Source organism: Bradyrhizobium sp. F1.4.3, assembly GCF_040548375.1.
GTDB lineage: Bacteria > Pseudomonadota > Alphaproteobacteria > Rhizobiales > Xanthobacteraceae > Bradyrhizobium.
This window is the reverse complement of record NZ_JBEPRN010000001.1, coordinates 1,040,622-1,053,905: the sequence shown is the minus strand read 5'-3', so window position 1 is coordinate 1,053,905 and position 13,284 is coordinate 1,040,622. Positions and strand designations below refer to the sequence as shown.

Sequence of the window (13,284 nt, the reverse complement as noted above, 5' to 3'; positions counted from 1 at the left end):
ATCCATCAGGGTAGGAAATCATGAAAAGAAGAGACTTCATCAAAGTCACAGGACTTGGTGCGGTGGGAGCGGCGACGCTTGCCGCCCCGGCGATCGCGCAGTCGTCGCCGGAGATCAAATGGCGTATGCCGACCAGCTGGCCGAAATCGCTCGACACGCTCTATGGCGGTGCCGAGATGATGGCCAAGATGGTGGCGGAAGCGACCGACAACAAATTTCAGATCCAGACCTTTGCGGGCGGCGAAATCGTGCCTGGCCTCCAGGTGCTCGATGCCGTGCAGAACGGCACCTGCGAAATCGGTCACACGGCGTCCTACTACTATTTCGGCAAGGATCCGACTTTCACCTTCGGCTCGTCGGTGCCGTTCGGTCCGAACATGCGCATCAACCAAGCCTGGTACACGCTGGGCGGTGGCAGGGAAATCCTCAACGAGTTCTACAAGAAGTACAACGTCGTTTCGCTGCTCGCCGGCAACACCGGCTGCCAGATGGGCGGCTGGTTTCGCAAGGAAGTCAAAGTGCCTCAGGACTTCAATGGCCTGAAGTTCCGCATCGGCGGCTTTGCCGGCCGCGTCTTGCAGAAGCTCGGCGCGGTGCCGCAGCAGATCGCCGGCGGCGACATCTATCCGGCGCTGGAGAAGGGCACCATCGACGCCGCTGAATGGGTCGGGCCTTACGACGACGAGAAGCTCGGCTTCGTCAAGGTGGCGCCGCATTATTACTTCCCGGGCTGGTGGGAAGGCGGACCGATGCTGCTGGCGTTCGTCAACCAGGACAAATGGAATGCGCTGCCGAAGCACTATCAGAGCGTTCTCGAGCAGGCGGGGCACTTTGCCAACAACTGGATGATGGCGAAGTACGATCAATCCAATCCGCAAGCGTTGCGTCGCTTGCTTGCCGCGGGCGCCAAGCTGCATCCGTTCTCGCCGGAGATCATGCAGGTCTCCTTCAAGGCGGCCAAGGAGCTGCATGCCGAGGTCTCGTCCACCAACGCGGACTTCAAGAAGGTGTACGAGTCGCTGACGGCCTTCTCGAACAACGGCTATCAGTGGTTCCAGGTCGCCGAAGTCGGCTACGACAACTTCATGGCGCGCAACTCGCAGAGCTGATCACGTCGCATCTCGCATGCAAGGCCCCGGAGCGAAGGCTCCGGGGCTTTGGCGTTTTCGCGGTAGCGGGTGCCCACCAAAAATCTCGAAAACAACTCCATGCAAAGTAGAAGAGCAGCGTGGGCGTGATCCCCTGTGGATTCTACGAACCGTTTGACACGTCAAGGCAAATCAGTGCGAAGGCGCGATCATCGCGCAGTCGGCCACAGGCATCCCCAGCCCTAGATCATATGATTGACAGGTGCGCATGATCATGTTTCGATGAATGGTCGATTGCTGACAATCGACCATGAGCGAAGGGGAACGTGCGTCATGAAGGTGTTTGGCTGGGTCATTGCTGCTGCTGTTGGATCGGTTTTCGGGCCTTTCGGGAACATTTTGCAATCGCAGGCCCAATGCCTGCCCGCGCCGCCCAGCCTCGTGGAGGCGGGCTATCTCACGGTCGGAACCTCGCTGACCGCTCCGCCCATGGGGTTCATGAACGACGACAAGCCTTCAGGCTTCGATCCGGAATTCATCTCGGCCGTCGCCGAGAAGATGTGCCTCAAGGCGAAAATGGTGAACCTGACATTTCAGGGGCTGTTTCCCGGCCTGGTCGCAAAGAAATTCGATGTGATCGCCTCTCAGATCGGGATCACTGACCCGCGCAAGGAAATGTTCGACTTTGTGCCCGTCTTCGTCGGCGGGCTGCGCCTCGTCACCCAGAAGGGCAGCGGACTGAAGTTTCAGACGGAGAGCGATGTCTGCGGCCATGCAGCGAGCATCGTCGCGGGCTCCACGCAGATGGCGGCGCTTGAGAGGGTCAAGGGAGACTGCCCGACCGGCAAACCCATGACGCTCAAGGTCTTCTCCAACCAGAGCGAGGCCTTGAACGAGGTGGCCAAGCGGGCCGTTGATGTCGCCTATGTCGACTGGCCGGTCGCAGCCTACCTCATCCAGCAAAGGCCACAGGACTTCGTCGAGGCGAGCCCCGTGCTCAGCGGCAAAGGTCCGAATACCGAGCGCAACCGCAATGGCATCGTCATTCGCAAGAACGAGACCGCGACGCAGGACGCAATCGCCGCGGCCGTAAAGGCCGCGATGAACGCGGGCGCCTATGACGAGATCCTCAAGCGCTGGAATCTCGCTGATGGCGACGTTCGCAAGGTGAATTGACGCGAAGCGTCCAAAACAGGCGGACCGATGAGATGCGCTTCGATCTCGATTACTTCTTGAGTCTGCTCTTCTCGACACGCTTCTTTGAGCCTGTCGCCATCGTCGTCATCGTGGCTGCGATAGCCATGATGATTGGTATCATCGTCGGAACTGTCGGTGGCATCGTATTGAATTCGCCTCTGCCGCTGCTCCAGCGCCTGGTGCGCCTTTACGTGACGACGGTCCGGGGAGTCCCCGTCCTCGTCCAGATCGTGTTCTGGTACAACGGACTGCCGGCACTCACGGGAGGCGCAATCAACCTGTCGGCTTACGCCGCAGGTATCATCGCCCTGGGAATTAACGAGGGAGCCTACATGACGGAAATCGTGCGCTCCGGCATTCAATCGGTCGACCGGGGACAGCGTGAGGCCTCCCAGGCCCTCAGCCTGAGCTATCGCTCGATGATGATGAAGGTCATCCTGCCCCAGGCGGTTCGCATCGCGATTCCGCCAACCGGCAACCAAGTCGTCAACCTTATCAAGAATACCTCGCTGCTCTTCACCATCGCGATCCCCGAGATATTTGCGACTGGCACAAATATATTCAGCGCCAATTTCAAATACTTTGAGGTCATCGCGGTCGTGGCCATCTGGTATCTTCTGATTGCCATTGGTTACGGCTTCATCCAGCGGGCCGTGGAGCGCCGCTTCGCCAAGGGGCGGAGAAATCTCTACGACTTCGCGGCAGCCTGAACTGCCGGCGTGACCGCAATGAGAGTACAGATGCGATGAGCCTGAAGGCACTCAAGCGACAACCGGCCGAGCAGCTGGCTGCTCAAGCCCTCAAGGATTCCATCCTTGCCGGAGAACTCAAGCTGGGCGAGCGTCTCACGGAGGCGGCGCTAGCCGACCAGTTTGCCGTCTCGCGCGGGACGGTCCGGACGGCTCTGCACCAGCTCAGCAATGATGGCCTCGTCGTTCTGACTCCGTATACGGGCTGGTCAGTCGCGACGATTGATCGGCAGGACCTCTGGGAAATTTACACCCTGCGCAGCAGCCTCGAACGCCTCGCCGCGCGGTTGGCTGCCGAGCGGATAACCGACAACGGCCGAATCCGCCTCGCCGGAGCGCGCGACGTCTTCTTCGCTGCCTGTGAGCGCTATGATCTGAAAGCAGCCATCGAATTGGACTTCGCTCTGCACCGGAGCATTATCGAGCTCTCCGGGAACGGGCGCCTGGCCAGCCAATACATGATGGTCGAGCAGCAGATCCGGCTTTTCATAAACTCGACCTACGGATCCGCGCCGAATGTTTCGGTCGCCATCGCCCATCACGCACCGATCGTCGATGCGATTCTCGCAGGCGACAGCCAGGCGGCGGCTCGCCTCAGCGAGGACCACGTGATGAGCGAGGGGGAGAGGGTGCTTGGGATGGTGGCGGCAGATGCCAAATAGCAGGCCCACAGAAGGTTCGACCCGCGAGCCAGTGATCGTCCTCGAAGGGCTCAACAAATGGTTTGGGGCCGTTCACATTCTGAAGAGCGTCTCACTGTCCGTCGGCAAGGGCGAGAAGGTGGTGATCTGTGGCCCTTCCGGGTCAGGCAAATCGACCTTGATCAGGTGCATCAACGGACTCGAAGGCCATCAGGGCGGGCAAGTATGCGTCGAAGGCGTCGAACTCGGGCCGAAAACCCTGTCCACGGTTCGGCGCGAGGTCGGCATGGTTTTCCAGTCCTTCAACCTGTTCCCACACCTGACCATCAAGGAAAACTGCATGCTCGCACCGATGGAGGCGCGGGGATTGTCGAAGAATGAGGCAGAGCAGCGCAGTCTCGAATATCTGAAGCGCGTTCATATCACCGAGCATGCGCATAAATATCCGGCTCAACTCTCCGGCGGCCAGCAGCAGCGCGCGGCGATCGCGCGTGCACTCTGCATGGAGCCGCGGATCATGCTCTTCGACGAGCCCACTTCAGCGCTCGACCCGGAGATGATCTCCGAGGTGCTCGACACCATGATCGAACTCGCCGCGTCCGGCATGACGATGGTCTGCGTGACGCATGAGATGGGCTTTGCGCAAAAGGTGGCCGATCGGGTGGTCTTCATGGATCAGGGCGCAATCGCCGAGGTCGGCCCTCCGGATCAGCTGTTCAACTCCCCATCATCGGAACGCCTCGCGCTTTTCCTAAGACGCATCCTCACACACTGAACTTCTCATCTCCGGTAGCGGGGTTCGCAGCGTCAGGCACGCCGGCGCGAAGAGCTTTTGTTGCCTCAAGCCGAAAGGACCTTCCCTTGCCGACCATCGACAACATGCGCGTATTCAACATCCGCGGTGGCGGATTGCATCCCGTCATCGTCGAATTGACCACGAAAGACGGGCTTCGCGGCTACGGTGAAGCGGCTGTCGCCTACGGCATTGGCGCGAACGCCGCTGCGGGCATGCTGAGTGATCTCGCACACAAGGTCGTCGGAGCGGACGCGACCTATCCGCGAAACATCTGGCACGAAATCTACGACAATTCTTTCTGGACGAAGGGCGGCGGGGCGATCGTGTTTGCGGCCGTCAGTGCAATTGATCAGGCGCTTTGGGATATCAAGGCCCAGTCTCTCGGCGTTCCCGTTTACGAATTGTTCGGCGCGAAGTTCGAGGCTTCGCTTGAAGTTTACGCAAATGGCTGGAATAGCGCCCACGATGATGCGCTGCAATGGGCGAAGGCCGCCGAGCGGCCTCTGAAGGACGGCTACACGATCCTGAAGTGCTATCCGCTCGCAACCCGGCAGGAGGGCGGCACGCTGCGACATGTGCAGCGGCGCGCGCTCGGTACGGACGAGTTCAAGCGCGCCATCGATCGCGTCCGCAACCTGCGGAAGGTCGTCGGACCGGATATCAGCCTGATGTTCGACCTCAGCGGAGGATTGAACAACGACCAGTTGATCCGCTTCATGGATGTCTGCGGCGAGTTGGACGTGACCTGGGTCGAGGAGCCGGTTGACCCCTTCAACCTGCAGGGCCTGCGCAATCTCGCCGGACGGTGGTCAATCCCGATCGCGGCCGGCGAGCGCGTCTATACGCGCCAGGGATTCCGGAACCTTCTCGAGACGGGTGGGGTCGATATCGTCATGCCCGATGTCGGCAACTGCGGCGGCATCTTCGAGGCCGTCCAGATCGCTGCGATGGCCGAAAGCTACAATGTGCGCGTTTCACCGCACAACTGCGCGAGCTCGCTCTGCACCGCTGCGACCGTCCAGGTCTGGGCTGCTTCCGCTCTCGGGATGCCGCTCGAAACCTATCCGTACTTCCCCGATGCGAACGACTACGTGCAGGTCCTTGCCAATCCTCCCGAGAAGGCCGTCGTGAAAGGCCGATTGAACGTGCCGACCGATCCTGGCCTGGGCGTGCAGATCGACGAGAAGGCGATCACACCCTACCGGTGCTTCGACTTTCGGGCAGATGCCTGATCACTTCATGACCGATGCGCGCCCGCCGCACAGGGTGCTCGCAACGGTGTGTGCACCAAGATGGCGGATATCTTTCGACGTGCACGGAAGTGAGTTCACGATCTACGCCGTGCAAACGCAGGCGTAGCTTTCGCCGGCCTCTTTTTTCGTAGCTTGATCGTAGCCTGTCTGAAGGTCCGCTTTGGGGCCAGAAGCGGCAATGGCTGATCGAGCACGGGAGCTCTGCTTGTGCCCCAACAGCCGCCATCCGCGACTTATGAGCACACGCCCTAATTTACTTACACGAACCTGACAGAAGGGAGCGGCGGGCCTTGGCCGGGTGCTTTTTCGCTGGCCGAGGCGCCCGGAATGGTGGAAGAGATCGAAGAAGCGGCGCGAGCCGTGCGATTGCACCGGAACATCCGGCGGGTACGCGATGCGCCTTCTGATCGTCGAGGACAATGCCGAGCTGTCGCGGCTCGTCGCCAGCGGGCTGGCGGCGGCCGGCTATGAGAGCGATATCGTGAGCAGCGCGGACGAGGCGCGCGGCGCGGTGCGCAATGTCAGCTATGCCGCGATGATCCTCGACCTCGGCCTGCCCGACGGCGACGGCCTGTCGGTGCTGCGTGAGCTGCGCCGCCAGATGGAGCCGCTGCCGGTCCTGGTGCTGACCGCGCGCGGCGGCTTGCAGGACCGCGTCAGTGGGCTGCGCAGCGGCGCCGACGACTATCTCGCAAAGCCGTTCGCGATGGAGGAACTGGTGGCGCGGCTGGAGGCGATTCTGCGCCGTCCGGGCCAGCTGCTCGGCCGCTCGCTGCGACTGGCCAACCTCGTCTACGACACCGAGAGCCGCCAGATCTTCGTCGACGACCAGCCGCGGATCATCTCGTCGCGCGAGACGTCGGTGCTGGAGATCCTGCTGCGGCGGCAGGGGCGGGTGGTGCCGAAGAAAAACGTCGAGGACCACATCTTCGGGCTGGAGGGCGAGGTCGCCTCCAATGCGGTCGAGGTCTATGTTTCGCGGCTGCGCAAGCAGCTCGCCGAGCTCGGCGCCAAGGTCGTGATCCACACCATCCGCGGCGTCGGCTATCTGATGTCCGAGGAGAAATAGCGTGTCAGCCGCCGGGCCCTTTGGCAGGTCGCCGACGTTCAAATCGCTGATCTCGCGCATCGTGTTCATGCACATCGTCGCGGTCGCGGTGGTTGCGATCTTCCTGCCGCTGGTGCTGTTCTGGCTGTTGAACTCGGAGGTCGACCAGCTGCACCGCGACGCCATGCGCGCCCAGGCCGAAGTGCTCGCGGAGCGCATCGTCCCGCAGCCGGACGGCACGCTGGCGTTCAATTTGCCCGACAGCCTGCGCGGGCTCTACTCGGATGCTTACGGCCGTTACCAGTACGACATTCGCGATGGCGAGGGGCGGTTGCTGTTTTCCTCGCACCGGCGGGCCGGCGCCGCAGCAGCGGTGCCGCGCCTGTCCGAGACCATTTCCGGCGCCGGCGTCACCCGCATCATCGACGGCCAGACGGTGCGCATCCAGGTCGCCGAGGACCTGGCGCATCGCGACGTCATCATCGACGACATCATCTCGAACTTTTTCCGGCGGGTGGGGTGGATCACGATCCCGATCCTGCTGATCCTGCTCGCCACCGACATCTTCATCTTCCGCCGCGCGGTCGCGCCGTTGTGGAAGGCCTCGGAAGAGGCAAGCAATATCGGCCCGGCGCGCACCCACATCCGCCTGCCGACCGAGCAGATCCCGCGCGAGATCATGCCGCTGGTCACCGCCGTCAACCAGGCGCTTGATCGCCTCGAGGACGGTTTTCGCGTGCAGCGCCAGTTCACGGCGGACGCCGCGCATCAATTGCGCACGCCGCTCGCGATCCTGCGCACCCGGATCGAAACGCTCGGCGACGGCACAGCAAAGCAGGCGCTCCATGCCGATATCGAGGGCATGAGCCGGATCGTCGCCCAGCTCCTCGAGATCGCCGAGCTCGACACCCTGGTGCTCGATCCCGGCGAGAGCGCGGATTTGCGCGCCGTCTGCGCCGAAGTGGTCGGCGCGATCGCGCCATTCGCGATCGCCCAGCACAAGGACATCGCACTCAAGGGCAGCGACGCGCCCGTGATGATCCACGGCAATTCCGAGATGCTCCAGCGCGCGATCTTCAACCTTGCCGAAAACGCCATCAAGTTCACCGCGAAGGATACGTCGGTCGACGTCGACGTGGGTGAGGACGGTTCGGTGCGGGTGCGCGATTGCGGCCCGGGCATTGCCGAGGCCGAGCGCGAGCTGATCTTCCAGCGCTTCTGGCGCCGCGACCGCCAGCGCAGCGACGGCGCGGGCCTGGGGCTCTCGATCGTGCGCGGCGTCGCCGATGATCACGCCGCGACGGTCGCGGTGGAAAACCTCCCCGGTGGCGGTGCGGAGTTTACGCTGCGGTTCAGGTTGGCGGAGGGAGCCGTGTGTTCAGCCTCCCCTGGTCAAAGCTGACCGCCGAACAAACGCAACGGCAAAAACGACCTCGGAGCGCGAGCTCCGGGGTCGTTCGTTTGTGAATCCGGAAGAAGCGGCGGGCGCCGCTATTTCAGCTTGCCGGTGGACAAATCCATGATCATGCGCGTGGTCAGATAAAGACGCGGCACGATGCTGTTGAGCTGCACATATTCAGCATCGTTGGAGTGCGCCCCGAAACCCGACAGGCCCATGCCTTCGACCACGGCGCCCCTGGTCTTGAGCGCAGCAAACGCGGCGTCGGTGCCGCCACCGGTCGCCTTCTCGTCGACCTTGAGGGGCATTCCGAGTTCCTGATAGATCGTCTTGCCGTAGGTCGCCACGCGGCGCGAGGCGTCGTTGGCCTCGAGCGGCGGGCGGCGCACCTCGAATTTCAGCTCGACCTTGGAATCGGGCAGCAGATGATTTTTGATCTTGTCCTGCATCGCCTTCTCCAGATCGTCGAAATCAGCGACCTTGAGCGCGCGCGCATCGGCCTGGGCCGTGGCTTCGGCCGGGATCACGTTGCGGTTGGTGCCGGCCTTGGAGACGGTCCAGTTCAGCTTCAGGCCCTGCTCGGGCTTGGACAGGTCCTTCATCTGCAGCACCTGGTGTGAGAGCTCGTACAGCGCGTTGACGCCGCCCTCGGGCCGGGCGCCCGCATGCGACGACTTGCCCTGCACCGTGAGATAGGCCGAGCCGATGCCGCTGGTGGCGAGGCGCAGCGTGCCATCGGTGCCGCCGCCCTCAAACGAGAACACCACATCCTGATCCGAGGCGAACTTGGTGATGGTGCTGCGCCAGCCGGGCGAGGAGATCTCCTCGTCGCTGTTGGTGAGCACCGTGAGCGTGCCGTAATCCCTAAAGTTCAGCTTCTGGAGCAACGCCACGGTATGGAGAATGAGCGCGACACCCTGCTTGTCGTCGGCAATGCCGAGGCCGTAGGCCTTGTCGCCGTCGATGCGGAACGGTTGGTCCTTCAGCATGCCCTTCAGGTACACCGTGTCCATGTGGGCGATCAGCATGATCTTCTTGCTGCCGGTGCCCTTGAATATTGCGTGCACGGCGGGGCCTATCTTCTCGGGCGTGTCGTCGAGGCGATAGATGTCGGTGGGTTGCAGGATCTCCACAGTGCCGCCGAGCTGCCTGAGCTGGCCGGCAACGCGCTCGGCGATTTGGTTCAGGCCGTCGATGTCCTTGCTGCCGGTTTCGATGCTGACGAGATCGCGCAGCGTGTCGAGCAGCGGCTGCTGCTCCTTTTGCGCCAGCGCATAGACATCGGCCACCGGTTCGGCCTGCGCGAGGGTTGCGGCACATGCCAGCCAGAGCGAGGCGATCAACGGACGAGCGAGCGATGGAGCAGAGGACGATCGGGGCATGAGCGCGGGCCATAGGTTGGAGGATGGCCCGGTATGCCTGTGTTTCCGGCGCTTGTCACGCCGGTCGGCTTCTCGATCGTGCGTGCCACCTTCCCCCCACATCCGCCTTCGCCAAGGCTTCGGCGGACATGAGGGGGAAGGAAGAAGGCAACGGGATCCGCGTCGGCTACTTCTGTGGCTGGCCGAAATCGAGCGGCGGCAGATCGATCTGAGGAATCTCGATCTTGATGCTGTTCGGGTCGACGGTGGACTGCACGCCCTTGTAGTGCATCACCATCGACGGGAACGTGATGACGAGCACGACCATGATGACCTGAATCACCACGAATGGCACTGCGCCCCAATAGATCTGCCCGGTCGTGACCGGATCCATCTTCTTGCCGGTGACACGGTCGGTATAGCGCTCCTTCGGCGCGACCGAGCGCAGGTAGAACAACGCAAAGCCGAACGGCGGATGCATGAACGATGTCTGCATGTTCACGCCGAGGATGACGCCGAACCAGATCAGGTCGATGCCGAGGTGCTCGGCGGCGGGGCCGAGCAGGGGGATCACGATGAAGGCGAGCTCGAAGAAGTCGAGGAAGAACGCCAGCACGAACACGAAGGCGTTGACGAACAGCAGGAAGCCGATCTGGCCGCCGGGCAGCGAGGTCAGGAGGTTCTCGACCCAGACGTGGCCGCTGACGCCGTAGAAGGTGAGCGAGAACACACGCGCGCCGACCAGGATGAAGACGACGAAAGCGGAGAGCTTTGCCGTCGCCTCGGTGGCCTGGCGAATGAGGTCCCAGTTCAGGCGCCGCTTCGCGGCGCCGAGAATGAGAGCGCCGGCGGCACCCATCGCGCCGCCTTCGGTCGGGGTGGCCACGCCGATGAAGATCGTGCCCAGCACCAGGAAGATCAGGAACAGCGGCGGCACCATCACGAAAGTCGTCTGCTGTGCCATCCGCGACAGGAAGCGGAATCCCGTGAGCTTGTCGATGATCCAGTTCACGACGGCGACGGCGAACGCGAAGATGATGCCGAAGAACATGCTCAGCACCACGAAATCGGCGCCATGCGTCTCCGAATTCCGCATCATGAACCATCCGAACACGCAGCTTGCGAGGAACAGCACGCCGAGCGACGTCAGGCCGCGGTTGCCGCTGTCCTCGCGGAAGCCGATCGCCTCTTTGGGAAGGCCTGGCGCCGCTTTCGGGAAGATCAAGGTGACGAGAAAGGCATATCCGGCGTAGAGGCCTGCGAGCACCAGACCCGGAATGAACGCGCCCTCGTACATGTCGCCGACCGACTTGCCGAGCTGGTCCGCCATCACGATCAGAACGAGTGACGGCGGGATGATCTGCGCCAGCGTTCCGGACGCGGCGATGATGCCCGTTGCCATGCGGCGGTCGTAGCCGTAGCGCAGCATGATCGGCAGCGAGATCAGGCCCATCGAGATCACCGAGGCCGCGACCACACCGGTGGTCGCTGCAAGCAGGGCGCCGACGAAGACGACGGCATAGGCAAGACCGCCACGGATCGTGCCGAACAGCTGGCCGATCGTGTCGAGCAGGTCCTCGGCCATGCCGGAGCGCTCGAGCACCAGTCCCATGAACGTGAAAAACGGAATGGCGAGCAGCGTGTCGTTGTTCATCACGCCGTAAACGCGCTCGGGCAGGGCCTGCAGGAAATCCGGATGGAATTGCCCGAGCTGGATGCCGATCACGGCGAAGAACAGGCCTACGGCGCCGAGCGAAAATGCAGCCGGGTAGCCAAGCAGCAGTACGACCACCAGCGAGGCGAACATGATCGGCGCCATATTGGCGATGAGAAATGCGGTCATTGAACTCCCCTACGATACCGCGCGCCGATCACTTCTGTTCGATCGCTTCAACGAGATGCTCGACCTCGGCCTCCAGCGCCGAAACCTGCGACTCGTGGGGATCGGGAATCATGCCGCGGATGATGGCGATCCGCTTGATCAGCTCGGAGATGCCTTGAACAAGCAGCATCGCGAAGCCGATCATGATGAGCGACTTGGCCGGCCATTGCGGCAGGCCGCCGGCATTGCCGGATTGCTCGTTGATCTGGAACGAGCGCAGGAAGAACGGTACTCCGGTGACGATCATGACAATCGTCAGCGGCATCAGGAAGAACAGGTGCCCGATCACGTCGATGACGTTGCGAATCCGCTTCGGCATCATGGTGTTGAAGATGTCGATCCGGATGTGCTCGTTGTCGAGCAGCGTCCAGGGCGAGCACAGGAGGAAAACGACGCTGAACAGGACCCATTGCAGCTCGAGCCAGGAATTGGACGACGTGTCGAAGGTCTTGCGTACGATCGCGTTGATGGCCGAGATGATGACGGCAACCAGAATCAACCAGGCCAGGCGTTTGCCGGTCCAACGTGTAAACGCGTCAATTCCGCCGCTCAGCTTCAGGAGCGCTGTCAATGATAGGTCCTCCCCCGATTTTGCCCCGACCGTCTTGTCTGCGCCGACTTGGGCGCATCGGCTTGTCTCGCCGCGCAGGCATGAGGCAGGCGCACAAAACCAGCGGGCGTGCCGTCAGTCAATCGGAAGTTTGTTGATAGTTAAGGGAATTTGCCCCGCTGCGCCAGCAGGTTAATGTCAGCCGCCGGTGACGCTCATGTGCCTGGAGACGCTGGGCCGGTCGTGGCGGCGGTCGATGATGAAATCGTGGCCCTTGGGCTTGAGCCCGATGGCGCGGTCGATCGCAGCCGCAAGCAGCGTATCGTCGTCCGATGCACGCAGAGGTTTGCGCAGATCGGAGGCATCCTCGTGGCCGAGGCAGGTGTGCAGCGTTCCCGTGCAGGTGATGCGCACCCGGTTGCAGGATTCGCAGAAATTATGGGTCATCGGCGTGATGAAGCCGAGCTTGCCGCCGGTCTCGGCGACGCTGACATAGCGCGCCGGGCCGCCGGTGGTCTCGGCGAGATCCGTCAGCGTGAATTGCTGGGCAAGCCGCGCGCGCATCAGCGACAGCGGCAGATATTGGTCGATGCGGCCCGAGCCGATCTCGCCCATCGGCATCACCTCGATCAGCGTCAGCCCCATGCCCTTGCCGTGCGCCCAGCGCATCAGGTCGGGGAGCTCGTCCTCGTTGAGGTTCTTCAGCGCCACCGCGTTGATCTTCACGGCAAGGCCCGCGGCGCGCGCCGCCTCGATGCCTTCCAGCACCTTGTCGATCTCGCCCCAGCGCGTGATCTCGCGAAACTTTTTGGGGTCGAGCGTGTCGAGCGAGACGTTGATGCGGCGGACGCCACAATCGGCGAGCTCGTGGGCATATTTCGCAAGCTGGGTGCCGTTGGTGGTCAGCGTCAGCTCGCGCAAGGCGCCGGTCGAAAGATGGCGCGACAGCGAGCGGACCAGTGACATCACGTTGCGGCGGACCAGCGGCTCGCCGCCGGTGAGCCGCAGCTTCTTGACGCCCTTGGCGATGAAGGCGGAGCAGAGCCGGTCGAGTTCCTCGAGCGTCAGCAGGTCAGCCTTGGGCAGGAACGTCATGTCTTCCGACATGCAGTAGAAGCAGCGCAGGTCGCAGCGGTCGGTGACGGAGACGCGCAAATAGGAGATGGTCCGCCCGAACGGATCGGTCATCGCGCTCGACAGTGCGGCGCGGGGGCTCGCGGAAGGTCCGTTCATACCAAATGCCTTGTCCCTTACGGCGACGGGCGCACCTTTGCTTCAGCGGTGCTCTAGAAGCAATCTAAGCATCGGAAGCGTCAAGGA

The 13,284-nt window shown here is 62.5% G+C and carries 12 protein-coding genes; 8 read left to right on the top strand and 4 right to left on the bottom strand.

Translation table 11 applies throughout. The features are described 5' to 3' along the window. Nucleotides 1-20 precede the first annotated feature (20 nt). The 8 genes from ABIB73_RS05190 to ABIB73_RS05155 all read left to right on the top strand — a co-directional run bounded on the left by ABIB73_RS05190 (nt 21) and on the right by ABIB73_RS05155 (nt 8,174). Nucleotides 21-1,109, top strand: a complete 1,089-nt coding sequence (locus ABIB73_RS05190; protein WP_354221975.1) for a TRAP transporter substrate-binding protein — start codon at nt 21-23, stop codon at nt 1,107-1,109. 378 nt (nt 1,110-1,487) lie between these two features. Next, nucleotides 1,488-2,264 (top strand): transporter substrate-binding domain-containing protein, encoded by a 777-nt coding sequence (locus tag ABIB73_RS05185; RefSeq protein ID WP_354221974.1) that lies wholly within the window; start codon nt 1,488-1,490, stop codon nt 2,262-2,264. A gap of 32 nt (nt 2,265-2,296) precedes the next feature. After that, complete coding sequence (locus ABIB73_RS05180) at nt 2,297-2,995, top strand: amino acid ABC transporter permease (RefSeq protein WP_354221973.1); 699 nt, start codon at nt 2,297-2,299, stop codon at nt 2,993-2,995. Between the two features lie 35 nt (nt 2,996-3,030). Continuing rightward, nucleotides 3,031-3,696 (top strand): GntR family transcriptional regulator, encoded by a 666-nt coding sequence (locus ABIB73_RS05175; RefSeq protein WP_354221972.1) that lies wholly within the window; start codon nt 3,031-3,033, stop codon nt 3,694-3,696. Beyond that, nucleotides 3,686-4,450 (top strand): amino acid ABC transporter ATP-binding protein, encoded by a 765-nt coding sequence (locus ABIB73_RS05170; protein ID WP_354221971.1) that lies wholly within the window; start codon nt 3,686-3,688, stop codon nt 4,448-4,450. The genes ABIB73_RS05175 and ABIB73_RS05170 overlap by 11 nt, the downstream gene beginning before the upstream one ends. Nucleotides 4,451-4,536: 86 nt before the next feature. Further along, nucleotides 4,537-5,703 (top strand): mandelate racemase/muconate lactonizing enzyme family protein, encoded by a 1,167-nt coding sequence (locus ABIB73_RS05165; RefSeq protein ID WP_354221970.1) that lies wholly within the window; start codon nt 4,537-4,539, stop codon nt 5,701-5,703. A gap of 415 nt (nt 5,704-6,118) precedes the next feature. Then, nucleotides 6,119-6,793 (top strand): response regulator transcription factor, encoded by a 675-nt coding sequence (locus ABIB73_RS05160; RefSeq protein ID WP_354221969.1) that lies wholly within the window; start codon nt 6,119-6,121, stop codon nt 6,791-6,793. 1 nt (nt 6,794) lies between these two features. After that, on the top strand, nt 6,795-8,174 hold the full coding sequence (locus ABIB73_RS05155; protein ID WP_354221968.1) for a sensor histidine kinase: 1,380 nt from the start codon (nt 6,795-6,797) through the stop codon (nt 8,172-8,174). Between the two features lie 89 nt (nt 8,175-8,263). Here the strand turns inward: ABIB73_RS05155 and ABIB73_RS05150 are convergent, their stop codons facing one another. From ABIB73_RS05150 to moaA, 4 genes are all read right to left on the bottom strand, one after another. Continuing rightward, nucleotides 8,264-9,553, bottom strand: a complete 1,290-nt coding sequence (locus tag ABIB73_RS05150) for a M20/M25/M40 family metallo-hydrolase (protein ID WP_354221967.1) — start codon at nt 9,551-9,553, stop codon at nt 8,264-8,266. A gap of 166 nt (nt 9,554-9,719) precedes the next feature. Further along, on the bottom strand, nt 9,720-11,375 hold the full coding sequence (locus ABIB73_RS05145) for a TRAP transporter large permease (RefSeq protein ID WP_354221966.1): 1,656 nt from the start codon (nt 11,373-11,375) through the stop codon (nt 9,720-9,722). A 28-nt stretch (nt 11,376-11,403) separates the two neighbouring features. Continuing rightward, on the bottom strand, nt 11,404-11,985 hold the full coding sequence (locus tag ABIB73_RS05140; RefSeq protein WP_354221965.1) for a TRAP transporter small permease subunit: 582 nt from the start codon (nt 11,983-11,985) through the stop codon (nt 11,404-11,406). A gap of 177 nt (nt 11,986-12,162) precedes the next feature. Next, on the bottom strand, nt 12,163-13,197 hold the full coding sequence (gene moaA, locus ABIB73_RS05135) for a GTP 3',8-cyclase MoaA (protein WP_354221964.1): 1,035 nt from the start codon (nt 13,195-13,197) through the stop codon (nt 12,163-12,165). Nucleotides 13,198-13,284: the final 87 nt, after the last annotated feature.